This window comes from Halolactibacillus sp. JCM 19043 (genome assembly GCF_001310395.1).
GTDB classification, from domain to species: Bacteria; Bacillota; Bacilli; order Bacillales; family Amphibacillaceae; genus Halolactibacillus; species Halolactibacillus miurensis.
This window is the reverse complement of record NZ_BAXD01000023.1, coordinates 1-25,115: the sequence shown is the minus strand read 5'-3', so window position 1 is coordinate 25,115 and position 25,115 is coordinate 1. Positions and strand designations below refer to the sequence as shown.

Genomic DNA, 25,115 nt, shown 5'->3' with positions numbered 1-25,115 from the left:
TACCACCATTGTTGACTCAAAGTCTTGAGTCCTCTTATTTTGATAACGCTCGAGATCGTTAAATCTTAGAGCGGTTAAGTTTACCTTAACGACGATAAGAATAGGTTCAACGAAGAAGGGATATGGAGAAATGTTTCAGCCACATGCGCATTTCTCTCTCTGTCATATATTCATTGTTTACTGGTTCTTATTTATCCGTCTCTATTTAGATGTGATTCCATTATCTAAAAACAACGCAAAAATGTCAACTGAAAATTATCAGAAAACTTTTCATTTTTTCGGAACATCAACAATCCAGTTATGAGGGTCGTCAACCGTCCCATATTGAATCCCAGTCAGCGTGTCATAAACACGTTTGGATAATGCGCCAGTTGTATGATGATTGATTACATAGGACTGATCATTATAGAACAATTCCCCCATCGGCGAAATAACTGCGGCCGTACCTGAACCGAATGCTTCTTCCAGTTGACCGTTCTTATGGGCATCCAAAATTTCGGATAAAAGAATCGGACGTTCTTCTACTGTTATGCCCCAATCTTTAAGCAATTGGATCACTGATTTGCGGGTGACACCAGGTAAAATGCTCCCACTTAAATGCGGGGTAACGACTTTATCACCTATTTTAAAGAAGACATTCATACTGCCTACTTCTTCAATGTATTTTCGTTCATGCCCATCGAGCCAAAGAACTTGTGCATAGCCTTTCTTCGCGACGTTTTCTTGGGCAATCATACTGCCCGCATAGTTACCTGCTGTTTTCGCTTCACCGGTACCGCCTTTTACTGCTCTAATATACTCATTTTCAACGGCGATTTTAACGGGGTTAATCCCTGCTTCATAGTAAGCGCCAACGGGTGAGAGAATGATCATAAAGGTATACGTCTTAGACGCTGATACCCCAAGGTAAGGTTCTGTCGCAATGACGAACGGACGAATATAGAGACTTGTCCCTTCTTTATGAGGCACCCAATCTCGATCGATATCCACCAATGTTTGAATAGCTTCTAAAGCCATTGATTCATCAAGCGTTGGAATACACATACGCGCATTTGATCGATTCAAGCGTTTAATATTTTCAGCCGGGCGGAAGAGTTGAATCGTATCTTGCTTTGTCCGGTAAGCTTTTAATCCTTCAAAGACCGTTTGACCGTAATGGAAAATCATCGCGGCTGGGTCCATCTCTAATGGCTGATAAGGTACAACGCGAGGATCATACCACCCGCGGCCTTCTTCGTAATCCATGATAAACATGTGATCAGTAAATTGTCGGCCAAAGACTAAAGAATCATCGGCGGGTTTCTGTTTTTTATTCTCTGATGGTGTAATAGAAATAGTTTGCATTATACTTGACTCCCTTTTATTAATATCTTGTCTTTTTCTATTGTAGACCTAATCCGTTTCAAAAAACAATAGTTAATTTATGAATTTTCAAAACATACGTAGGTGTTATTAGTATCAGATACTAATTGCGCGCTAAACAGAGCCAATAATTATCTTGTATGACCTTTCATCGTTGGCGTTCACACGCACGATTTGACCAAATAGTCATAGAAAGTAATGAAAAGAGGCTGTCTCTTTTGACAGCCCCACCGTTTGTTATGCATATTGTTTAACTTTTTGGTTAATGAGATAATCATGGACGACTTTCGCTACTTCGCGGCCTTCTTGGATTGCCCACACAATTAGCGAAGGTCCGCGTCTGGCATCTCCTGCAGCGAATACATTTTTTACGTTCGTTCTAAAATCTTGATAGTCCGCATCAATCCGATTGTTTTTCATTTCGACACCGAAACGGTCTAACAATGATTGTTGCGGTCCGACGAACCCAATCGCTAAAATGACTAAGTCAGCTGGAATAACGTCATCCCCACGATCAACTTTTTCGTAACGGACGCCTTCAGTGGTAGAAATCTCTTCAATCTTCCTTGTGAATAAGGCTTGCACATGACCTTCTCCGTCATCAATAAACGCATGCGTTTCAGTTAAGAATTCTCTTACTTCTCGGTTAAAGATCATCTTTGCTTCTTTATGGGCATAATCTTCCCGGAAAACATTAGGGTAACTTGGCCATTCGTTACCTTTAGCCCGTGTTTGTGGGAAAGCTGGGGTAATCGCCAGTTGACGGACATTTTTAGCCCCTTGTCGAATGGCTGTCGCCACACAGTCAGCCCCCGTGTCTCCGCCACCGATCACGACAACATTTTTTCCTTCGGCTGAGAGTGATGTGTCTTTTTTGTCTAAGTAACTTTTTGTTTGTTTTGTTAAGTAATCCATCGCAAAGTGGATCCCTTTTAATTCGCGTCCTTGAATCTTTAAGTCCCGAGGCGCCTCAGCACCGGTACAGACGATGACACTGTCGAAATCCCGTTTTAAGTCTTCTGGTAAGATGTCTTTTCCAACGTCAGTATTTAAATTGAAAATAATGCCTTCTTCTTTTAATAAGTTGATGCGCCTTTCAACAATATCCTTATCTAGTTTCATTGTTGGAATACCGTACATTAATAATCCTCCGGCTCGGTCAGCTTTTTCAAATATTGTCACAGTATGTCCTTGTTGATTCAGTTCATCAGCTGCACTTAAACCACTCGGACCGGATCCGATAATCGCCACTTTTTTACCAGTACGTTCTTTAGGTATACGAGCGGTAATGTATCCTTCATCAAATCCACGGTCAATAATCGCCCGCTCAATATTTTTTATACCCACCGCATCATCATGAATACTGACCGTACAGGCCCCTTCACACGGAGCGGGGCATACCCGCCCGGTGAACTCAGGGAAATTGTTCGTCATCAGTAACCGATCAAGTGCCTCTTCGAAGCGCTCTTTATAGACTAAATCATTCCACTCTGGGATTAAGTTATGCAAAGGACAACCAGAGACTTGTTTATTTATATCAATCCCGGTATGACAAAATGGGATTGAACAATTCATGCAGCGTGCCCCTTCTGTTTTTAATTGTTCATCGGTCAAACGTCCTTGGTATTCTCCCCAATCCTTTAATCGGGTGAGATGATCACGCTCTTTTGCCACTTCTCGTTTATAGTCAATAAATCCTGTCGGTTTCCCCATTTATTTTGCTCCTTTCTTATTTAACTTTGAGTCCGGCTTTTATTTTGTCGGCTTTTATTTCATTGAAGGCGAGTAAACTAGCTTCTTCATGTGTCGAACCTGTTGACATAAAACCTTCAATTTTACCAGTCACACGTTTATAACGACGCGGAATGACTGAGATAAAGTGATTTTTTTCCGTCTCCCAGTTGTCTAAAATATCATGAGCTTTTACAGAACCCGTCAGCTTTTTATGATTAATAAGCTGTTGTTTGACCTTGTTTAACGCTTCGTTACTTAAAGAATCATCTAGGTCGACCAGTTCTTGATTAATATAGGCACGTGTGGCTTCTTTATTTGTTGTATAAAGATAAGCTTCACCACCTGACATACCTGCCGCAAAATTCTTGCCGATGGAACCAATGATGACAACCTGACCTGCGGTCATATATTCACAGCCGTTATCACCAACACCTTCTACAACAAGGTTCGCCCCACTATTTCTTACCGCAAATCGTTCGCCTGCAAGCCCGTTGATGTAACCTTCACCAGATGTTGCCCCGATAAAACAAACGTTACCGGCGATGATGGCTTGATCGGCCATTGGTTTCATCGTCTCTGTTGCCTCAATGATTAGCTTGCCACCTGAGAGCCCTTTTCCGGCATAGTCATTGGCGTCTCCTGTTAAGTGGATGGTCATCCCTTTTGGTATGAAAGCAGCGACACTTTGTCCAGATGAACCTGATAAGTGGATATTAATCGTATCTTCTGGTAGTCCTTGTTCACCGTGTGCTTTTGTCACATGATAACCAAGCGTTGTTCCGGTTGCGCGGTCAATATTAGTGACATGTAACTTAATATGTTGTGGTACTTTTTCTTCAATCGATGCTTTAAAATACGGGTAAAGAATGGCTTGGTCTAATGTTTCTTCTAACTGGTGTGCTTGGGTTTCTTTCTTTAAGCAAAAATCAGATGCTGGTTTATATAACAATCGTGATAAATCCAAGTACCTTGCTTTCCAGTGGAGGTTTTTACGTTCATGAATTTTGAGTAGTTGGGTTTGTCCGACTAATTCATCCACCGTCCTCACACCGAGTGAGGCCATGATTTCACGCATGTCTTCTGCGATAAATCGCATAAAATTTTCAATGTCTTCCGGTTTGCCGGTGAAACGTTCACGTAAGGCTGGATTTTGGGTAGCAACACCTACCGGGCAAGTATCCAAATGACAGACACGCATCATGACACAACCTAAAATAACGAGTGGCGCTGTCGCAAAACCAAATTCTTCTGCTCCTAAAATAGCGCTCATAACAACATCTTTCCCTGTGAGTAGTTTACCGTCTGTCTCTAATGTCACCCGTTGTCTGAGTCCATTTAAAATGAGTGTTTGGTGGGCCTCTGTTAAACCAATTTCTAAAGGTAAGCCGGTATGCTTAATACTCGTTTTTGGTGAGGCGCCCGTACCACCGTCATAACCAACGATACTAATAACATCAGCTTTACCTTTAGCTACACCGGCACTGATCGTACCGACACCGGACTTCGCGGCCAGTTTCACACTAATCCGTGCTTTTGGATTGGCATTTTTTAAATCAAAGATGAGCTGAGCTAAATCTTCAATCGAATAAATATCATGATGCGGTGGTGGTGAAATCAAATCGACACCTGGTGTTGAACGGCGTGTGTTTGCAATCCACGGATATACCTTATCACCTGGTAATTGACCACCTTCGCCTGGCTTTGCGCCTTGCGCCATTTTGATTTGTAATTCATTTGCGTGGACTAAGTAATCACTGTCTACACCAAACCGAGCGGACGCTACTTGTTTAATCGCACTCATTTTATTGATTAGCGGATCCGTTTGAATAAAGCGATCTTTTTCTTCCCCGCCTTCCCCACTGTTACTTTTACCCCCTAATCGGTTCATCGCAATCGCTAACGTTTCATGTGCCTCGCGACTAATCGAACCATAACTCATGGCGCCTGTTTTAAAGCGTTTGACGATTGAATCAACCGGTTCAACCTCACTGAGGTCAATCGCAACTTGTTCGTTAAAGTCAAGGAGATGTCTTAAAAAGCCGATGTGCTGGGTTTCCATTTGTTTGGTATAACGTTTAAATAAATGATAGTCTCCGCGCCTTGCGGCCCATTGTAATTGTGTAAGGGTCGCGGGATTATAGGCATGACTTTCACCGTCATGTCGCCACTGAAACTCACTACCTTCAGGTAACCGTTTGTCGCTTGTATTAAAGCCTGCCTCATGAAACATGCGTGCTTCTTGTTCAATCACATCAAGGGTAATCCCATCTAATACAGACGTCGTTCCGGTAAAGTGTTGATTAATCACGTCGCGACTAATCCCGACCGCTTCAAAAATTTGTGCACCTTGATAACTTCTAAAGGTTGAAATCCCCATCTTCGACATCACTTTAACGACACCGTCAACCATTGTCTCGATGTACGTATTGATCGTGTCCGTTAACGTTTGTGAGAGTGTCTCATCTTCTATCAATTGTTGATACGTTTCATAAACTAAATACGGTAAGATAGCATCCGCGCCATATCCGAGTAAACAAGCAAAGTGATGGGCTTCTTTCACTTCACCAGAGACAACAATTAAGCTGACCTTAGAACGAATCCCTTGACGAATCAAATATTGGTGCAAACTAGATGTCGCAAGGAGGGTTGGAATCGTGACGTTGTCTTCATTCATATCTTCATCAGTAAGAATGAGAAGCGCGTGCCCGTCGTCTATTAATGCTTCTGCTTTCTCATGAAGTGCCGTTAGTGCTCTGACAAATGATTGGTAAACGTCGTCTTAAGACGTGCGCTTTTAAAATCGTCACCTAAGGTAATCAATTGATCGAGCTCTTCAGCGGTTAAAATTGGATGGGGCAATTCAATGCGTCTCACATTATCAGGGGAGGCATTTAAATAATCGCCTTCTTTTCCTAACCAGACTTTTGTTGATATAACATGTCGTTCACGATAAGCATCAATCGGAGGATTGGTGACTTGAGCAAATGTTTGTTTAAAATAGTGAAATAACGATTGTTGTTTATTTGATAATACCGCCAGTGGGGTATCAATGCCCATCGCGCCAATGGGGTCTTTCTTTTGTTCCTGTAAGGCAATCAAATAGTTTTCTATCACCTCATGGGTATATCCAAACGCGCGTTGACGTGATAAGAGATCTGAACGTTTTTTTACTGTTAACGATTGTGGCTTTGTGATATGGCGAACCTCATCAGCTAACCAGTTTTTATACGGGTATGTTGTCACAACCGATTCCTTGATTTCTTCATCAGGAATAATCCGTCCTTGTTCAAAATCGATAAACAACATTTCGCCCGGTTTTAATCGATTCTTTTCAATAATCGTTTCTTCATCAATCGGTAATACCCCAACTTCAGAAGCATAAATGATATCGCGCTCTTTCGTAATCACATAACGAGCCGGTCTAAGACCATTCCGATCTAAAATTGCGCCAAGTTGTTTACCATTGGTGAAGGTCATTGATGTCGGACCGTCCCATTCCTCAGACACCGCACTCATATAGCGATAAAAGGCTCTTTTATCTTCTGACATCGTCTCTTCATTCTCATATGGTTCTGGGATTAACATCATCGCCGCTTCTTGTGGCGATTTACCTGAGAGAATTAGGAATTCTAAGGCGTTATCAAGGACCGATGAATCACTGCCGTCTTCATTTAAAATCGGTAAAATGGTTTCAAAATCATCACCAAAGACATCGGCCTTTAAGTTATGTTCCCGAGCTTTCATTTTATTGATATTGCCACGTAACGTATTGATTTCTCCATTGTGAATTAAATATCTATTCGGATGCGCTCGCTCCCATGACGGAAATGTATTCGTGCTAAAGCGAGAGTGAACGAGACTAAAGTGAGACACGACATCCTCATCCTTTAAGTCAATGTAAAATTGATCGACTTGATAAGAGGTCAGTAAACCCTTAAAGACGATGGTTTGACTTGAAAAACTTGGTATATAGAAAGCTTCGTCATGTCCTTTTGCGAATCGTTCCATCTGTTTTCTCATGCGGTATAAGACGCGTTCAAAAGGTAAGCCCTGTTCAGCCACCGTTCGTTTAATAAATACTTGATACACTACTGGCGCTGATTCTTTGGCTAGTGCCCCAATCTGTTCAACGTTTGTCGGTACCTTGCGCCACGTCATTAATGTTTCCTTTTCTTGTTTTATTATCTGATTAATCTGACTTTTGTAAGCGGAAAAATGAGGATCATGTTGTTGGAAGAAAAACATCCCGACGGCATAGTCACCGGGTTCAGGTAAATCAATGGTTGGTAGGACCTTTCTGAAGTATTGATCAGGAATTTGAATCATAAGGCCAGCCCCGTCACCCGTATTCGGATCACTCCCTTGTCCCCCGCGGTGATCGAGCTTTGTTAACATATCAAGTCCGTTCTTTACAATGGCGTGGCTTTTGTTTCCATCTAAGTTCGCATATAAGCCAATGCCGCAATTATCACGTTCATAACTCGGTTGATACATGCCGTTTGCTTGTATTTTTTCATTGAAACGCATGATGATTGTCCCCCTCGTGCTTTTTTATATTTTTTGATTTGAATCTATTGTAATTGGACTGATTTATATATACAATATATATAAACCATCACTACTATCTCAAAATGAGATGAATATATAACGGTGGATTAACATCGTGTCAATGCCTCCCCCGTTTTAATCGGGATAAAATCAATCATACAAATGAGGGATAACCAATGGAATTTAGACAATTGAAGTACTTTATTGAAGTAGCTGAACGCGAACACGTCTCTGAAGCAGCGCTCCATCTTCATGTGGCGCAATCAGCCATCAGCCGGCAAATAGCTAATTTAGAAAGTGAATTAGGGGTACAGTTATTTGAACGAGAAGGTCGTAATGTGAAGTTATTGCCGATTGGTAAAATCTTTTTAGTGCATGCGAAAGAAGCGATGAAAGCGATTGATTTCGCGAAAAAACAAATGGATGAATACATTGATCCTGAGCGTGGATCAATTAAAATTGGCTTTCCGACCAGTCTAGCTAGTACGATGTTGCCGCACTTGTTAGCTGAGTTTAAAGAACAATATCCTCATATTCATTTTCAATTACGTCAAGGCGCCTATAACTTTTTAATTGATGCGATTAAAGCAAGGGAATTAGACATTGCTTTTTTAGGTCCTGTCGTAACGGACGACCCACAAATTAATGGAGATGTGCTCTTTTATGAACAAATGTTTTTACTGGCGCCAAGAAGCCATCGACTTGCGAACCGTAAAAGCGTTTATTTAACTGAATTAAAGGATGAAGAGTTTGTGCTTTTCCCTAAAGGCTATATTTTTGAAAAGCTTGTGGTTGACGGCTGTCAATCAGTCGGGTTTGATCCTCATGTCACAACAGAGGGGGAAGATATGGATGCGATCAAAGGTATGGTCGCAGCGGGTATTGGTTTAACAATCTTACCAGAAAGTGCCCTGCATGAGCAGAGGTCTAACTTTACTGTGACCATTCCCATTAGCAGTCCGGACTTAAAGCGGAGCGTTGGGATTATTACACCTAAGCACAGAGAACTTGCCCCATCTGAGAAAGTCTTTTATAATTTTGTCTTAAACCAGTTTAATTCAGAGACAAATCTATCAGACAATGTGATTGATGAACCGGGACAAAGCGATCAAGATTTAGATTGACGTTTCATACATTTAAAGAGAGAAGGAATAAACTTATGGCGAAAAAACAATTAGCCACGTTCGCAGGTGGTTGCTTTTGGTGCATGGTAAAGCCTTTTGATACGTGGGAAGGTGTGCATCAAGTGACGTCTGGTTATACTGGTGGTCATGTTGAAAATCCACCTATCAAGATGTAAAATCAGGAACGTCAGGTCATTATGAAGCGGTTCAAATTAGCTATGACCCTGATATCATCGATTATCAAACAATCCTTGATTTGTATTGGCCGCAAATTGACCCAACGGATGCTGGTGGACAATTTCATGACCGCGGGAGTCAGTATCGTACAGCAATTTTTTATCATGATGAGATGCAAGCACAACTGGCTGAAGCATCAAAACAACGCGTAGCTAGCAGTGGTTTATTTACCGCCCCTATTGTGACGGAAATATTACCAGCGACAACTTTTTATCCAGCGGAAGATTATCATCAAGACTACTACAAAACACATAAAGAAGATTACGAAGCGGACCGACAGAGATCAGGCCGTGATGACTTTATTAAAGACCATTGGAAAAAGTGATGGGGATAAATAAGTAGTTTCGTTCACTAAGAGAAAAATGAAAATAAGCATCCTTTGCGTCTATTACAATTATTGTTTGTTGCACATATCAAATGGATATGAAGAAAAACAGAAATATATTACCCCTAAAACACCGACACAAGGGCTGAGATTAACAGATGAAAATTTATATTAAAGATATTATTTGTATGTGTAATCTAAAAGGCATTGCTAAAAAGCAGTGCCTTTAATTATTAATGCTAGTCATTTTTCATATTAACTAGTACAGCTTGTTACTTTAAAATTAGGGCTTTTACAAGCCCCCACTTCAAAACTCGTTAGAGTTTAAGTGGTGGGTAATTGACTCAGGTCTCTAGTCCCTTTTGTATAGACCATATAAGAAACCAAACAAAACAACTAAAAACCCTGGATATATTAGAAGTCCACCTCTAGTTGTGGTTGTAGTATCCAGTGTAATGATTGCACCTATCAATATAATACTTATTCCCAATAACATTATTCTTGTTGAATGCATAAGGCACCTCCTATAGCCATACCCCTCTTAAATAATTACGTTAGATGAATAAGTTTCTATATTTAGTTTAACATAATATTTTCTTTTATTTATCAAATTTTCAATATTTTTAAAAGGATTACTTTACTAATTTTTTGCGCTTACCCATAAACAATAGGAGGTTATTCCACCTCCTATTGTTATCATATTTAAGCTGATATTTCCAACGCATATTTTAGTTTTCTCTGAATTAACGAAACAACGTAGAAGATTATCTTACTTTTGTTCATACACTTTTTACAGTTACCCGCCCAACATTGAATCAGGATGGCTATTGAGATCAACACATTACCACTCGGTAACCTCATCCCGGTCTCCTTTATTATTACCTTTTTTCGCAAAACGTCGGGTGAGTTCTCGTTTGACATCGGTTAATTCAACGCCGGTATCTTCCATCAAGACAAAGGTGTGATAAATCAGATCACTTATTTCTAACGTCATTTCTTCTTTATCTGCATTTTTAGCGGCAATAATAACTTCGCCAGCTTCTTCGATTAATTTCTTGCTTATTTTATCGACCCCTTTATTAAATAAGTAGTTCGTGTAGGAACCTTCTTTTGGGTCAATTTTTCGTTCTTTAATCTCATCAATCAAGGTATGAAAAATATTTGGATCAATCGATTGATCGTCGTGATTTTCTCTCACATGATTGAAAAAGCATGATTCTCGACCTGTATGACAGGCCGGGCCATTTTTTTCAACTTCAATCAGTAAGGTATCTTGATCACAATCAAGCGTGATGGATAGCACTTTTTGGGTATGACCAGACGTGGCCCCTTTATGCCATAATTCTTCACGTGAGCGTGAGTAAAAGACCGTTTCGTTTGTTTCTAATGTTTTTTGGTAAGCCTCTTCGTTCATATAGGCCAGCATTAACACATCTTTTGTTTCATAATCAATAATCACCGCTGGGACAAGTCCTTTAGAAAAATCAGGTTTCACGAACAAGCACTCCTTTCTTGACACAGGCATCTTTTACATCTTTGACACGATAAGCCTCTTCATGAAAAATTGAGGCCGCAAGGCCTGCCGAGACATCGGTTGCTTGGAATACTTCGGTAAAGTGATCCGGATGCCCAACGCCACCTGAGGCAATGACAGGAATGCGCACCGCATCGACAATTGCTTGTGTCAGTGGTAAATCAAAACCAGTTTTTACCCCATCTGCATCAACACTTGTCAGTAATATCTCTCCTGCACCTAATGATTCGACTTGTTTTGCCCATTCAATGGCATCTAGACCCGCATCTTTAGAACCACCATGGGTCATCACATGCCAACCATCATCAAATCGCTTGGCATCGATCGCAACGACAATACACTGGTTACCGAATCGTGCACTTGCTTCTTTTACAAGATTTGGTTCGTGCACGGCAGCTGAATTAATGCCGACTTTGTCAGCGCCTGCTTGTAGGAGACGATTTACATCTTCAATCGAGCGGACACCCCCACCAACGGTAAATGGGACATGAATATTTTTAGCGGTCCTTTCAACAATATCAACCATCGTCTGTCTGGCTTCATTTGTCGCAGAAATGTCTAGAAAGACGATCTCATCAGCGCCCTGTTCAGAATAACGCTTCGCCATGTCAACGGGGTCACCTAATTCACGCAGTCCAACAAAATTTACACCCTTTACAACTTTTCCGTTTTTAACGTCAAGACAAGGAATGATTCGTTTGGCGATCATAGCTTCACCGCCTCGGATAAATCGATGGCTCCTTGATAAATGGCTTTACCCACAATCGCTTCTTCAATGCCAATCGCTTTTAGTGCTTCTAAATCACTTATTTTACTAATGCCACCACTGGCAACAATCGTTGCGTCAACAGCCTTGTTTAAGGCGTCTAACTGATCAATACTTGGCCCTGTCATGGTGCCGTCTTTTGAAATATCAGTAAAGACAATGGTCTCTACGCCAAGGGCCACCATTTCTTTAGCAAAGGTAATATAATCTTTATCAGAAACTGTCTCCCAACCATGCGTTGCCACGCGCTTATCTTTCGCATCAATGCCAACAACAATCTGTTTCTTGTAAAGAGCGACCGCTTCTTTTAAAAAGTCAGGACTCTCAATCGCCGCCGTACCTAACACAATCCGGTCGACACCTAGAGTGACAAGCTCTTCAACTTCTTTCATTGAGCGAATGCCCCCGCCAACTTCAATCGGCACAGTTGAATGTTCAACCAAGGTTTTAATTAAGGGGTATTGGCGCTTATTGGGATCTCTTGCCCCATCTAAGTCAACAATATGGACAATCTCAGCCCCATTCTCGATAAAGGTTTCAAGTTGTTTGATTGGGTCTTTCGCGACTTGTTCTGACTTGTTAAAATCGCCTTGATACAGTCTCACGCACTGTCCATTTAGTAAATCAATCGCTGGTAATATTTTCATCGTTTCACCTCATTTAAAAATGTTTGAATAATGTCTGAGCCTACGTCGGCGCTTTTCTCTGGGTGGAATTGGATGCCGAAAATATGCCTGAGCGCACAATCGCCGTAATCGCTTCCCCGTAGTTACTTTTGGCGACGATATAGCGATCATCCGTCTCCGCTTGATACGTATGCACAAAATAAACAAAGGTTTGTTCAAAAGATTTGAAAGCAGGATGCATATCAGAGATCTTTAGCTGGTTCCAACCGACATGCGGCAGAATATAATCGGTATTAATCTTTCTTACGGTACCAGGGATGAGGTTTAACCCTTTCGCTACCTCTCCTTCTGTGCCCTCTGAAAACAACAGCTGCATCCCTAAACAAATGCCTAAGAATGGTTTTGTTTTGGCTAAGTCAATCAATAAATCATATAAATCGCGCGAGTAAATCTCTTTCATCGCTGCTTGAAACGAACCAACACCAGGTAAGACAATGATATCAGCTTGATATAATGTGGCCTTGTCATCGGTTACGACAACTGTCTCTCCAAGCTTTTCAAAAGCATGTCTCACACTTAATACATTTCCCATGCCATAATCGACAATCGCAATCATTCAAGCAGCCCCTTCGTTGAATTAACCCCTTTAATTTCAGGATTAATTTTAATAGCTTGGGAGAGCGCTTGACCGAGTGCTTTAAAAATCGCTTCAATTTTATGGTGTGTATTTATTCCATACAAAACACGTGCGTGCAGTGTGATACCAGCATGAACCATAAAGCTTGTAAAAATTCGCGCACAAGTTCTGTGTCGAAATTGCCTAATGTCTCATTCGTGAACTCAGCATCTAACACGAGGTAAGGTCGACCGCTAATATCAAGGGACACAAACCCTAGCGCTTCGTCCATTGGTACGTAAGCTGTTCCATAGCGATTAATCCCGACTTTATCACCTAGGGCTTCTTTAAATAATTGACCGATGACAATTCCAACATCTTCAACCGTATGGTGACTATCAATATGTAAGTCGCCATCTGCCTTTACTTCAAGCGAAAAGCGTCCGTGTGAAGCAAAGAGTGTCAACATGTGATCAAAAAAACCAACCCCCGTATCGATTGAAACGGGTGCTTGTGCATCTAAATTAAGGGAAACATCGATGGATGTTTCATATGTTTGTCGTTGTTTTGTACTTTTACGCATGTTCATTCCTCTTTTCTTTATCCATCAATTAATCTTCAAATCGCTTAATGACCGCTTCAGCATGACCATCCAATTGTTCTTCTCTGGCGATTGTGACAACGTCATTTTTCGCTAGTTGTAGCGCCTCTTTCGAGTAATATAAAAACGTCGTTTTCTTAACGAAATCATCAACAGATAAACCAGATGAGAATTTTGCTGTACCTGATGTTGGTAAGACATGATTAGGTCCAGCGTAATAGTCACCAAGTGATTCCGGTGTGTAATGACCTAAGAACACGCTGCCGGCATGCTTAATATAGCGTAAATAATCAAGTGGTTGATCCACTTGAATTTCTAGGTGTTCAGGTGCTAGTATGTTAGACAATTCAAATGCTTCATCAAGGGAAGCGACATAGACGAGTCCTCCTAAATCCCTTAAGGCTTTTTCGGCAATCTCAACCCTTGGTAACACGCTTAACTGCTTTTCAAGTGCTCGTGTTGTCTCATCAATGAGTTCTTTTGATGTGGTAAACAAATAGGCACGTGCTAACGTATCGTGTTCTGCTTGGGCAATTAAATCACTAGCAATATGTTTCGCTTGTGCGGTTTCATCGGCAATAATCGCGACCTCTGACGGTCCAGCGACCATATCTATGCCGACATCACCGAATACGAGGGACTTTGCAGCGGCGACGTAAGCATTACCAGGTCCGACAATTTTATCAACTTTCGGTAATGATTCTGTTCCGTAGCTTAGACCGGCAATGGCTTGAATCCCACCAACTTTATAAATATCCGTTACCCCGGCAATATCCGCGGCTACAAGTAGAATAGGATTGATGGTCTCGCCGAAACGCTCAGGTGTCACCATGATGACGTTGGTCACGCCTGCTAAAACAGCCGGAATCGCATTCATCAACACCGATGACGGGTAACAAGCGGTACCACCAGGCACGTAAATACCGACATTCTCAATTGGCGTGTACAACTGTCCGGATACAATGTCTTTATCATGCTGCATAAATCGTGATTCTTTCAATTGTTTTTGGTGAAAGCTTCGGATATTGTCCGCGGCACGTTTCAATGCATCGATAACATCTGGTTTAATCTGATCCCAAGCAGCTTGTCGCTCCTCATTAGAAACTTTTAAGTCACCTTCTAACTTGCCATCAAATTTTTCAATGTAGTAAAATAACGCCTCATCTTTATCCCGCGAATATGTTTAATGACATCTTTAGCCACTTGTTCAATGTGTTCTTTTTGTTCATTAGGTGCTTTGTTGATGCTTAAGTTGGGCAAGAAAACTTTCTTTATCTAGAATGTTAATCATGCTCGTTTCCTCCATTCGGCTTAAGACGGTCAATCACGGGCTTTAGCTCTTCTCGTTTAATCTTCAAGGCAGAACGATTGGCAATCAGTCTCGCACTAAATTGCATAAACTCTTCTTCAACGACTAAGCCGTTTTCTTTAAGGGTATTACCTGTTTCTACAATATCTACAATCGCATCCGACAAACCTAAAATAGGTGCTAGTTCAACGGACCCTTCTAATTTGATAATATCAACAGACTCACCTTTCTCTTTATAGAAAGCTTTGGTGATACCGGTATATTTACTCGCAATGCGTTTTTTTCCATTTGACCAGACTTTTCCTTCCTCGGTGGCTACTGCCATGCGGCAAGCACCAAAAGGGAGCGGGAATAAGTCAAACACATCAGGTTGACATTCAGCTAAGATATCGCCGCCGACAATGCCTAAGTCAGCAATGCCGTACTGGACATAGGTTGCGACGTCTGGTCCTTTAGCAAAAATGAATTGAAAATCGTCCGTATCAACCCGTAATTTTCGCCCTTTATCCGTTAAAGGCTCAATATCGTAACCTAACGATTGATAGTAGTTTAAAAATTGCTTTTCTAAACGCCCTTTTGTTAGCGCAATAACTGGCTTCACTTCGCTCCCTCATTTCTTAAATCGATGATTGTTTCGTAATCTTTTTCGTTCGGTTCACTATAGACGACATCAACGATTTTGTCGGTCATAGTGCGTCGTTTTAGTTCTGCGAGTACGTGCGTCTCTTCTGATGCGATAATCGCTACACGAGAGAGCTCTTCCACTTGAACAGACCCTGCAAGTACATCGACATCAAAAGCTAAGCCAATCGCTTGTATCGACTGATTAAATTGTTGATACAATTTATCGTACCGTCCTCCAGAGAAACATTCTTCTCCACTTGTTGTTAAGTAACCTCTAAACATCGTTCCGCTATAATAAGGCAATTGTTTGACACGACCTAAATCAACAATGGTTTGATCTATTCCCAGTTGTTCCAGAACGTTGACTAATTGAGTCAACTCTTTTATGATGGTCACAATCGTATCATCATCTTGATATTTAACTTTATAGCGGTCAAGAATTGAGACATCACCATAGGCATCAATCAGATCCAAGAGTTGTTGTTGGACCGCGTATTGTTTTGCGTGAGATCCTTTACAACGTCTTGACGCTTATCGTGCATCGCTTGACGCAGTTTCGTCTCTTCATCTGGTGTGAGTGATAGTGGGGCAATCATTGTTTCATAAATGCCGGTATGACCAAGTTCGATGACATAGTCCGAGACATCAACAGCTGATAAGTAGTCAATCGCAAAACATAGTGTTTCTATCTCGCCCTCAATCGGAGCCGTACGAATCATCTCAATGCCTGCTTGTCTACTTTCAATACCGTCTTTATCTTGGGTAAACACAGAACCTTGATAGAACCATTTTGATTCTTTTGGATTCAGTTTCATCAGAGCTCTAGCGATAGCAGTCGTCCAATCAGGACGGAGAACTTCAATCGCACCTTCTCGGTCAAACCACTTTAATAACTGTTGAAAAGGCATTCCAACATGTGGATTCGTAAAAGTATCCGCATATTCTATCACCGGTGTTTCAATCGCTTTAAATCCGCGAGAAACCGCGACATCATTAAAGATTTGGTATACGTGTTGTTTTTTTAGTAGGATCTTGCCAATTTGATCTTGACTGCCATCAGGTAAAAACATACTGTCACATCCGTTTCTTTATTACTCTACCACTTTAGCGCGATAAAGTATTGATCGTGTTATTAATTTAACATTATTTTATGAACTGGTCAACAATTTTCTCTTTTCTAATTGTTCAGTTAATTATATCATACATAATAGAAGGAGGTTTTTAAATGTCTAATTTAGGAGATTTTCATATCCATACCCCATTTTGTCCACACGGAACAACCGATTCATTGAGTCAGTATGCAGAAAAAGCATGCGCATTAGGGTTAACAGCTATCAGTTTCACTGAGCACGCCCCACTACCTAACGGGTTTATCGATCCAACCCCAGACCAGGATAGCGGCATGAGCCCAGACCAAGTAGACGCTTATATTCAAGCGGTTCAAGCAATAAAAGAAACGTATAAAAACCGACTGACCATTCATCTTGGGTTTGAAGTCGATTACATTGAAGGATTTGAAGAGGACATCAGCCATTTTCTTGACACCTATGGTGACGTGATTGATGATGCGATTTTATCCGTGCATATGCTAAAGGACCACACAGGTAAGTTTCATTGTCTTGATTTTAGTTCGGAGGCTTTTGGTGAGTTAGTAACAGTGTTCGGATCAGTCGAAGCGGTCTATCATGCTTATTTTCAAACGATTGAACGATCTGTCTGTAGTGATTTAGGTAAGTTTAAGCCGTCACGTATCGGTCATATCACCCTTGTTGAAAAGTTTAAGAAAGTGTATCCTTATACGTATTCACAGGCTATGATGCAACAGATTGACTGCTTATTATCATTAATAAAAAAAGAAGGTTATAGTCTAGATGTCAATACCGCTGGTTTATTTAAACCCCATTGCGGTACGCTTTACCCTAATCCAACGGTGTTAAAACTTGCCAAAGAAAAACAAATTCCTTTACGGCTAGGTTCCGATGCCCATCAAGCATCTGACGTTGGTCGTCGCTTTCAGTTAAGTTTAATTGAATGAATGATCTAGACAAAAGTCAAACAGCCGTGAATGGTTATAGCCATTCACGGCTGTTTTGTATATGATCCAATGGTATTATAACAGATCTAACGGTTATTTATCTTCTTTAAATGGCGCTTCATAGGTTGTTTCTTTATAAACATTGATGACATCGCCAACTTGATCTGTGTCCAATACAAATGAGCCGTTACTATAACGGTCACTTAATGATAAGGCCATGGGGTGGTGGACACTACGGTCACCACTGATTGTTTCAAGTACGATTTGTTCAAGGTTACTACACTCTAAAAATCCAATGACACGGTGTGGTTTCCCTTTTAATTCACGCAACATGATTTGTCCACGGTTCGCTCGTTTGGCTGTTTCAAACAACGACAGCGCCATACGTTTCATGGCCCCGCGCTGTGTGACTAAGGTGAAGAATGTGTCATCATCATCCCCTGACATCACTAGACCACTGACGACATGTTCATCTTGTTTCAGTTGAATCGCTTTAACACCAGCAGCACGTTGGCCTACAGGAGAGATTTCAGCCTCGTTATAACGAAGACCGTAGCCGCGATTTGAGACGACGAACACATCTTGTAAGCCGTTTGAACGGTAAACGCTAATCACTTCATCGCCCTTTTTTAGTCCGGTCGCAATGAGTGGTTTTGAATAACGACTGGCTTCGTATTGTTTTAATTCTGAACGTTTGACCATGCCGTCTTTTGTAAAGAAAATCAAATACTCTGAGGTGTTAAAGTCTCTTATTGGCATCGCTTCAATAATCTTTTCACCTTGGTCTAAACCGACTAAATGAGAGGCGTGCTGGGCGAGGTCTTTCCAACGAATATCTGGTAAAGTATGCACCGGCGCATAAATATATTTGCCGCGATTCGTAAACATTAACATTGTATCGGTTGTATTGACTTCATAGAGCCCAACTAAATGGTCTTCTTCTTTCATCGCTAAATCCGCGCCATTGGAGCTTGATAAGATCTTAAGCTTGTCCGCTTAATATAGCCATCATGCGTTACAGAAACTAAGACATCTTCACTCGCAATCATCACTTCTAAATTGATTTTTAGTTCTTCCACTTCTTTTTCAATCGTCGTTAAACGCTCGGTGTTGAAACGTTTCTTCAAGTCTTTTAAGTCTTTTTTGATCACGTTATCTAATGTCTGATCATCGGTCACAATTTTTTCTAACCGACTCATTTCTTTTGTCAGGGCCTCAAGTTCTTGTTGAAGAGCGGTAATATCTGTATTTGTTAGACGATATAATTGTAAATTGACGATCGCTTCGGCTTGTTCTTCAGTAAATTGATAAGCCTGTTTAATGCGGGTTTTCGCGTCTTTTTTATCGTTACTTTGACGGATTGTTTGAATTAATTCATCTAATACTGAAATCGCTTTGATTAACCCCTCAACGATATGGTGACGAGTTTTAGCTTTATTTAAATCGAACTTAGCTGCTCGTCTAATCACATGACGTTGGTGTTTAATATAAGCTTCTAACATATCAATCAGTGACATAAGCTTTGGCGTTTTATCAACGATCGCAACCATATTAAAGTTGTAGGTTATTTGTAAATCAGTATTTTTATAAAAGAAATTCAAAATCCCTTCACTATCAGCTTCTTTTTTGAGTTCTATCACAATGCGCATCCCCGTACGATCGGTTTCGTCACGAATCTCAGCCACACCTTCTACTTTACGGTCGAGTTTTAACTCATCCATCCGTTTAACTAGGTTGGCTTTATTAACTTCATAAGGAATTTCAGTGATAACGATTTGTTCACGCTTGCTACGTAACGTTTCAATCTCACATCTACCTCTGACAACGACTTTTCCTTTACCGGTACGGTAAGCTTGTTTAATACCATCTTCCCCTTGAATAATCCCACCTGTTGGAAAATCCGGTCCTGGAATGAATCGCATTAACTCATCGATTGTCACATCAGGTGCATCAATTTTCTTAATAACCGCATCAATGACTTCATTTAAGTTATGAGGCGGGATATCGGTCGCATAACCAGCAGAGATTCCGGTTGATCCGTTAACAAGTAAATTAGGAAAACGCGCTGGTAAAACGACAGGTTCATGGTTGGTATCATCAAAGTTTGGAATGAATTCAACCGTCTCTTTGTCAATATCACGCAGTAATTCACTGGCAATTGACGCCAGACGCGCTTCAGTATAACGCATAGCTGCGGGTGGGTCTCCGTCAACACTCCCGTTATTCCCATGCATTTCCACAAGCACATTGCGTACTTTCCAGTCTTGCGATAATCGTACCATGGCTTCATAAACTGAGCTATCACCGTGTGGGTGATAGTTCCCAATCACAGTACCAACCGTTTTGGCTGACTTTCTAAACCCTTTTTCATGGGTATTTCCTTCTTTATGCATTGCATAAAGGATCCGGCGCTGGACCGGTTTAAGTCCATCACGCGCATCAGGTAACGCTCGGTCTTGAATAATATATTTACTATAACGACCAAAACGGTCGCCAATCACTTCTTCTAATGGTAAATCTAAAAATTGCTCACGTTGTGGCAAGGTTCTTCCTCCTTAACTCGATACTTACTTATGATTCGGTATGAATATTCTCATTTTCGATAATGTTTGTTTCTTCATCTAAGCCAAATTGCACATGTGATTCAATCCATTTACGACGCGGCGCTACTTTATCTCCCATAAGCGTTGTGACACGGCGCTCAGCTCGAGCTAAGTCATCAATTGTCACGCGAATCAATGTACGAGATTCGGGGTTCATGGTTGTGTCCCAAAGTTGATCAGCATTCATCTCACCTAAACCTTTATAACGCTGTAAAATGTATCCAGATTTTAATTCTTTAATTATTTCTTTCATTTCTTCGTCACTCCATGCGTAACGAATAGTTTCTTTTTTTCCTTTACCTTTTGAGATCTTATAGAGTGGTGGTAAGGCGATGTAGATTTTACCTGCATCAATCAGTGGACGCATATACCGATAGAAAAACGTGAGTAAGAGCACTTGAATATGAGCGCCATCTGTATCGGCATCTGTCATAATAATGACTTTGTCATATTGGGCATCGTCAACATCAAAGTCAGCTCCTACCCCGGCACCAATCGTGTGTATAATCGTGGAAATTTCCTCGTTTTTAAAGACATCTTCTAGTTTTGTCTTCTCTGTGTTTACAACTTTCCCTCGCAATGGTAAGACCGCTTGGAACTTCCGGTCTCGTCCTTGTTTAGCTGACCCACCAGCCGAGTCACCCTCCACGAGATACAGTTCATTCTTTTTTGGATTGCGCGACTGCGCTGGCGTTAATTTACCACTGAGTAAGGCATCTTTTCGTTTTTTCTTTTTGCCTGTTCGAGCATCGTCACGTGCCCGGCGAGCCGCCTCACGTGCTTCTTTAGCACGAATCGCCTTTTTCAATAAGGACTGGGCAAGTTCAGCATTTTCTTCTAAGAAATAGCTCAATTGTTCACTAATGACAGTGTCAACAGCCGTTCGTGCCTCACTTGTACCCAGTTTTCCCTTTGTTTGACCTTCAAACTGGAGTTTTTCTTCAGGAATTCTAACGCTAACAATACTTGTAAATCCTTCCCGAATATCACTTCCATCTAAATTTTTATCTTTATCTTTGAGTAAATTAATTTTGCGTGCATATTCATTAAAGACGCGGGTGACGCCAGCTTTAGCCCCTGCTTCATGCGTCCCGCCATCCTTCGTTCGAACATTGTTGACAAAACTTAAAATGCTCTCAGTGTAGCCATCATTGAACTGAAAACTAAAATCGACTTCAATGCCGTTATGTTCACCTTCAAAGGCGACGACGTCATGTAAGACATCTTTATCTTCATTTAAGTATGTAACAAAAGCTTTTAGTCCTTCTGGATAGACGTATTCTTCCGTAACATCATGCCGTTTGTCGATTAAGGTAATGTTGATTCCTTTCAATAAAAAGGCCGATTCACGCAGGCGTTCTGATAGAATGTCAAATTGAAATGTTGTTGTTGAAAAAATAGTTGGATCTGGTTTAAAGTGAATGGTCGTCCCTGTCTGTTTTGTCTTTCCGATTTCTATTAAGTCACCATCAGACTTACCGCCGTTTGAGAACGATTGTTGCATGATTTTACCGTCACGTTTAATGGTGACCGTTAAACGTTCAGATAAAGCATTAACAACCGATGCACCTACCCCGTGGAGACCACCAGACGTCTTATAACCGCCTTGACCAAACTTACCCCCAGCATGTAAGACAGTTAAAATAACTTCAGGTGTGGACTTCCCTGATTTATGCATACCAATCGGCATTCCGCGGGCTTCATCAGTCACGGTAATGCTGTTATCTTGTTCAATCGTCACGGTTATTTTTTCTCCAAAGCCCGCGAGCTTCATCGACGGCGTTATCAACAATCTCATAAACGAGATGGTGCAAGCCGCGGGCATCGGTTGAACCGATATACATCCCTGGTCTTTTTCTAACGGCTTCTAAGCCTTCTAATACTTGAATTGAATCATCGGTATAATTATTTGTTCGTGTCAACGTTCTTTTTCCCCTTCCAATTGGTGATCGTTCAATCACCAAATAACGAACTGTTGTTTGAATAAGCTCATAAAGTATAGCATGACTGTTTTGAAAAAGACAAGTGTCCCTTTAATCCATGACTTCATAATACTTTACTTTGATACAGGTATCCATAATAAGTTTCACTTGATCATGATAGCGCTTAAATACACCTTCATCATAAATACCAAGTTGCGCCCAGACAACGGGGGCTTCAATGGCTATCGCTTCTTTCACGATATCTTCAAGAAAAATCGTTTTTCTAAACACATTAACGATATCAACTGGCTCATCAATATCCGATAAGGATGAGACACTGGCTTCCCCAAGCGCTTCGTTAATGGTTGGGTTTACGGGAATAATTTTGTAGCCTTGTTGCTGCATCAGCTTACTTACTTGATACGATGTGCGGTGTGGTTTATCCGATAATCCTACCACGGCAATCGTTTGACTTTCTGTCAACAGACGCTTAAATGTTTGATTGGATGTTTGTTCAGTATACATATCGTCACCTCTTATATTTGAATTTTTTTACTGTTATAATGGCGTCACCTTTAGTTTAAGCCTTTTTTTAGTGTTTGGTCAAATTGAGATGATTTTTCGAACGAATGAAAAGTTAAATCTGTCCACAACTCACACACAATGACACATTGAAACCGACGGAGAAAAGTTTAGCACCTGGTCTTAAAATGCTTTTACTAAGAGTGAAAACATGTTACAATAAAGCGATGAATCTGTATGAAAAGAGGAACTTAATATGCTCTATTATGTGTTATTTATTATTTTAGCTTATTTACTCGGGTCTATTCCGTCGGGATTGATCGTTGGTAAAGTCTTTTATCAAACCGATATTAGAGAACATGGCAGTGGAAATCTTGGCGCAACCAATACTTTTCGTGTTTTAGGTAAAAAAGCCGGTATTGCCGTCACGATAAGTGATGTACTTAAAGGGACCTTCAGTATCGCTCTTCCTTTTTTCTTTAGTCCGATTGAAGTAAATTTACTTGTCATTGGTGTTTTCAGTGTCATTGGACATATGTACCCCATCTTCGCTGGATTTAAAGGTGGTAAAGCTGTCGCAACATCTGGTGGTCTTGTCTTAGGATTAAGTCCGTTATTATTCTTCATCATTTTAGCGACCTTTTTCGTATTACTTTACACCACTAAATATGTGTCATTGTCATCAATTGTGACGAGTTTTATTGCGGTAATGACGTCCTTGGTGATGTCTCGCTTTGATTTACTGATTTTAACGGCGGTGTTACTGACGTTTATTGTCTATCGTCATATTCCTAACATTAAACGTATCATCAACAAAACAGAACCAAAAATTACTTGGATGTAACCATGGAACGCACGTGTAAACGTGCGTTTTTTTGTTGTCAATCGCCTAACAGATAAAGAAAGTTAAGTTAAATAGATTGAAACTAACCGTGACTCTTAGTATACTCTTTAAATAAGAGAGAGAACCGAAAGGGGATGCATTACCCATGACCCAATATAAAAAACAGTTACCAGAAAAACAAGAACGACACCGCTTATTTGGTTCGGTTTCACCTGGTAAACGGACAAAACCAACAGAAAAAGACGAGATGGCTGATTTACAAAATACGCAAAATGACTTCTTATTTCACATAGATGCCGTAGGCATTACAAATGTCACCCATCCGATTAACATCCACGGTGAGATGGAACCGACGATACAAACGTCAGTCGCTAAATTTACGATGACATCCTCAATAGTCCAACAAAGTAAAGGGACGAATATGTCACGATTTACTGAACAACTAGAAGCGTATTATCAACAACAGCGCTTAAAGACTAATTTAGAAGACTTAAAAGCTTTTACGAAAGAATTGAGTTCGCGACTTAAAACAACCGATGCGACGATTGAGGTGACGGTGCCATATTTTTATCAACAACGCGGCCCTCATTCTCAGTTACAAGGTTTAAATCACGTGGATCTCACAATCAAGGTGACGTATGACACAGCATCTGGTTTTACTATCCACGTTGGCTTAGCGGCAACGATTACGACGCTATGCCCGTGTTCAAAAGAAATAAGCGAGTACAGTGCGCATAATCAACGCGGCATTGTGTCGATTACGACGGAACTTGATCCCTCATTTGATGAAACAGCTGGCGACTGGAAAAAGCGGTTGTTAGATATGGCTGAATCTAATGCGAGCGCACGGATTCATCCGGTGTTGAAACGGACAGATGAAAAAGTTGTGACCGAACATGCGTATGAAAATCCTCGGTTCGTTGAAGATATGGTGCGGTTAGTGAGCGCTGATTTATATGAATGGGATGATGTACTTGCCTTTAAAGTGACGTGTCGTAATGAAGAATCGATTCATTTACACGATGCCATCGCATCAATCACTTACGATAAACGAGCTGAAAAACGATGATAAAAAAGTTCCTACTTTCGATGATACGCTTTTACCGTAAATATATTAGCCCGACAAAACCGCCGAGCTGCCGGTTTCAACCGACTTGTTCAAGTTATGGTTTAGAAGCGATTGAACGATTTGGTGCTTTAAAAGGCGGTTATATGACAATCAAACGGGTATTAAAGTGTCACCCCTTTCACCCAGGTGGCTTTGATCCGGTGCCGATAAAAGATGAAAATCAAAAAAAGTATCATAATCATACCAATCACTAATGAAACAGGAGCGTGTAGCTTTTAATATAACGATATAGAGTCATATTAAATAACTTCAAGACAAAAAGACAGGTCTTCACCTGTCTTTTTGTCTTATTGATATGAAATACGTAAACAATTAAAGATATTTATTTAAGTCATCTACTGTCTCGATCTGATGAAAGTCATTTACCATTGTTTCAAGCGTTTGGTCGTCTAACTGTCGTAGCTTATTTTTTGTTTCTTCAGGCAAGTACTCAATTTTTTGACTGAGGAAGGTCAACAATGTCTTCGCAATACCTTCTTGCTTACCTTCTTCTTTACCTTCTTCTCGTAACACATCAGCAATGGTCTTCATAACATCACTCCCCCAAGGATAGACTTGTTCTAATATTTTTACTATATCACGGATATCATTTTTTGTGAATGCATCACTTACATTAAAAATATACCGCATCAACGTTTCAAAATAGGCGATACC

14 protein-coding genes and 7 pseudogenes are annotated in these 25,115 nt (G+C 40.7%); 6 read left to right on the top strand and 15 right to left on the bottom strand.

Annotation, left to right across the window (positions count from 1 at the left end):
* Positions 1-270: 270 nt before the first annotated feature.
* The 3 genes and pseudogenes from JCM19043_RS10970 to gltB all read right to left on the bottom strand — a co-directional run bounded on the left by JCM19043_RS10970 (position 271) and on the right by gltB (position 7,623).
* Positions 271-1,344 carry a branched-chain amino acid aminotransferase gene (locus tag JCM19043_RS10970; protein WP_062322500.1) on the bottom strand — a complete coding sequence of 358 codons (1,074 nt, stop codon included), beginning with the start codon at positions 1,342-1,344 and terminating at the stop codon, positions 271-273.
* A gap of 255 nt (positions 1,345-1,599) precedes the next feature.
* Positions 1,600-3,075, bottom strand: coding sequence for a glutamate synthase subunit beta (locus JCM19043_RS10965; RefSeq protein WP_062322498.1), 1,476 nt, complete (start codon positions 3,073-3,075; stop codon positions 1,600-1,602).
* Between the two features lie 16 nt (positions 3,076-3,091).
* A pseudogene (gene gltB / locus JCM19043_RS18910) lies at positions 3,092-7,623 on the bottom strand (glutamate synthase large subunit).
* 197 nt (positions 7,624-7,820) lie between these two features.
* Between gltB and JCM19043_RS10955 the strand changes: the two are divergent.
* Positions 7,821-8,768: a LysR family transcriptional regulator gene (locus tag JCM19043_RS10955; protein ID WP_062322496.1), complete on the top strand. Its 948-nt coding sequence runs from the start codon at positions 7,821-7,823 to the stop codon at positions 8,766-8,768.
* A gap of 35 nt (positions 8,769-8,803) precedes the next feature.
* Positions 8,804-9,330: pseudogene (gene msrA, locus JCM19043_RS10950) on the top strand (peptide-methionine (S)-S-oxide reductase MsrA).
* Between the two features lie 841 nt (positions 9,331-10,171).
* On the opposite strand, the gene hisIE reads toward msrA, so the two are convergent.
* The 8 genes and pseudogenes from hisIE to JCM19043_RS10910 all read right to left on the bottom strand — a co-directional run bounded on the left by hisIE (position 10,172) and on the right by JCM19043_RS10910 (position 16,476).
* Positions 10,172-10,825 (bottom strand): bifunctional phosphoribosyl-AMP cyclohydrolase/phosphoribosyl-ATP diphosphatase HisIE, encoded by a 654-nt coding sequence (hisIE, locus tag JCM19043_RS10945; protein WP_062322494.1) that lies wholly within the window; start codon positions 10,823-10,825, stop codon positions 10,172-10,174.
* Entirely contained in the window at positions 10,815-11,573 is a 759-nt protein-coding gene (gene hisF / locus JCM19043_RS10940) for an imidazole glycerol phosphate synthase subunit HisF (RefSeq protein ID WP_062322492.1), read from the bottom strand. The genes hisIE and hisF overlap by 11 nt, the downstream gene beginning before the upstream one ends.
* On the bottom strand, positions 11,570-12,277 hold the full coding sequence (gene hisA / locus JCM19043_RS10935) for a 1-(5-phosphoribosyl)-5-[(5-phosphoribosylamino)methylideneamino]imidazole-4-carboxamide isomerase (protein ID WP_062322490.1): 708 nt from the start codon (positions 12,275-12,277) through the stop codon (positions 11,570-11,572). Before hisA ends, hisF begins: the two co-directional genes overlap by 4 nt.
* 40 nt (positions 12,278-12,317) lie before the next feature.
* Positions 12,318-12,872 (bottom strand): imidazole glycerol phosphate synthase subunit HisH, encoded by a 555-nt coding sequence (hisH, locus tag JCM19043_RS10930; protein WP_231631516.1) that lies wholly within the window; start codon positions 12,870-12,872, stop codon positions 12,318-12,320.
* Positions 12,869-13,341: pseudogene (locus JCM19043_RS10925) on the bottom strand (imidazoleglycerol-phosphate dehydratase). The gene hisH and the pseudogene JCM19043_RS10925 overlap by 4 nt, the downstream one beginning before the upstream one ends.
* Before the next feature lie 142 nt (positions 13,342-13,483).
* Positions 13,484-14,733: pseudogene (gene hisD / locus JCM19043_RS10920) on the bottom strand (histidinol dehydrogenase).
* Positions 14,734-14,756: 23 nt separating this feature from the next.
* On the bottom strand, positions 14,757-15,383 hold the full coding sequence (gene hisG, locus JCM19043_RS10915; RefSeq protein ID WP_062322488.1) for an ATP phosphoribosyltransferase: 627 nt from the start codon (positions 15,381-15,383) through the stop codon (positions 14,757-14,759).
* Positions 15,380-16,476 (bottom strand): annotated as a pseudogene (locus JCM19043_RS10910) (ATP phosphoribosyltransferase regulatory subunit). The gene hisG and the pseudogene JCM19043_RS10910 overlap by 4 nt, the downstream one beginning before the upstream one ends.
* 155 nt (positions 16,477-16,631) lie before the next feature.
* On the opposite strand from JCM19043_RS10910, the gene hisJ reads away from it, so the two are divergent.
* Positions 16,632-17,441, top strand: coding sequence for a histidinol-phosphatase HisJ (gene hisJ / locus JCM19043_RS10905; RefSeq protein ID WP_062322486.1), 810 nt, complete (start codon positions 16,632-16,634; stop codon positions 17,439-17,441).
* Between the two features lie 93 nt (positions 17,442-17,534).
* Here hisJ and parC read toward each other — a convergent pair.
* The 3 genes and pseudogenes from parC to JCM19043_RS10890 all read right to left on the bottom strand — a co-directional run bounded on the left by parC (position 17,535) and on the right by JCM19043_RS10890 (position 22,491).
* Positions 17,535-19,984: pseudogene (gene parC / locus JCM19043_RS10900) on the bottom strand (DNA topoisomerase IV subunit A).
* Positions 19,985-20,012: 28 nt separating this feature from the next.
* A pseudogene (gene parE / locus JCM19043_RS10895) lies at positions 20,013-21,966 on the bottom strand (DNA topoisomerase IV subunit B).
* Positions 21,967-22,077: 111 nt separating this feature from the next.
* The gene (locus JCM19043_RS10890; protein WP_062322484.1) at positions 22,078-22,491 is read right to left on the bottom strand and encodes a CoA-binding protein; all 414 of its coding nucleotides are present in this window, start codon (positions 22,489-22,491) and stop codon (positions 22,078-22,080) included.
* Between the two features lie 253 nt (positions 22,492-22,744).
* On the opposite strand from JCM19043_RS10890, the gene plsY reads away from it, so the two are divergent.
* From plsY to yidD, 3 genes are all read left to right on the top strand, one after another.
* Complete coding sequence (plsY, locus tag JCM19043_RS10885) at positions 22,745-23,332, top strand: glycerol-3-phosphate 1-O-acyltransferase PlsY (protein ID WP_062322482.1); 588 nt, start codon at positions 22,745-22,747, stop codon at positions 23,330-23,332.
* 145 nt (positions 23,333-23,477) lie between these two features.
* On the top strand, positions 23,478-24,401 hold the full coding sequence (gene folE2 / locus JCM19043_RS10880; protein WP_062322479.1) for a GTP cyclohydrolase FolE2: 924 nt from the start codon (positions 23,478-23,480) through the stop codon (positions 24,399-24,401).
* Positions 24,398-24,655: a membrane protein insertion efficiency factor YidD gene (gene yidD / locus JCM19043_RS10875; RefSeq protein ID WP_062322477.1), complete on the top strand. Its 258-nt coding sequence runs from the start codon at positions 24,398-24,400 to the stop codon at positions 24,653-24,655. The genes folE2 and yidD overlap by 4 nt, the downstream gene beginning before the upstream one ends.
* Positions 24,656-24,773: 118 nt before the next feature.
* Here yidD and JCM19043_RS10870 read toward each other — a convergent pair.
* Positions 24,774-25,115: DUF4351 domain-containing protein (locus JCM19043_RS10870; RefSeq protein WP_156321400.1), on the bottom strand; the 342-nt coding region annotated here is incomplete at its 5' end.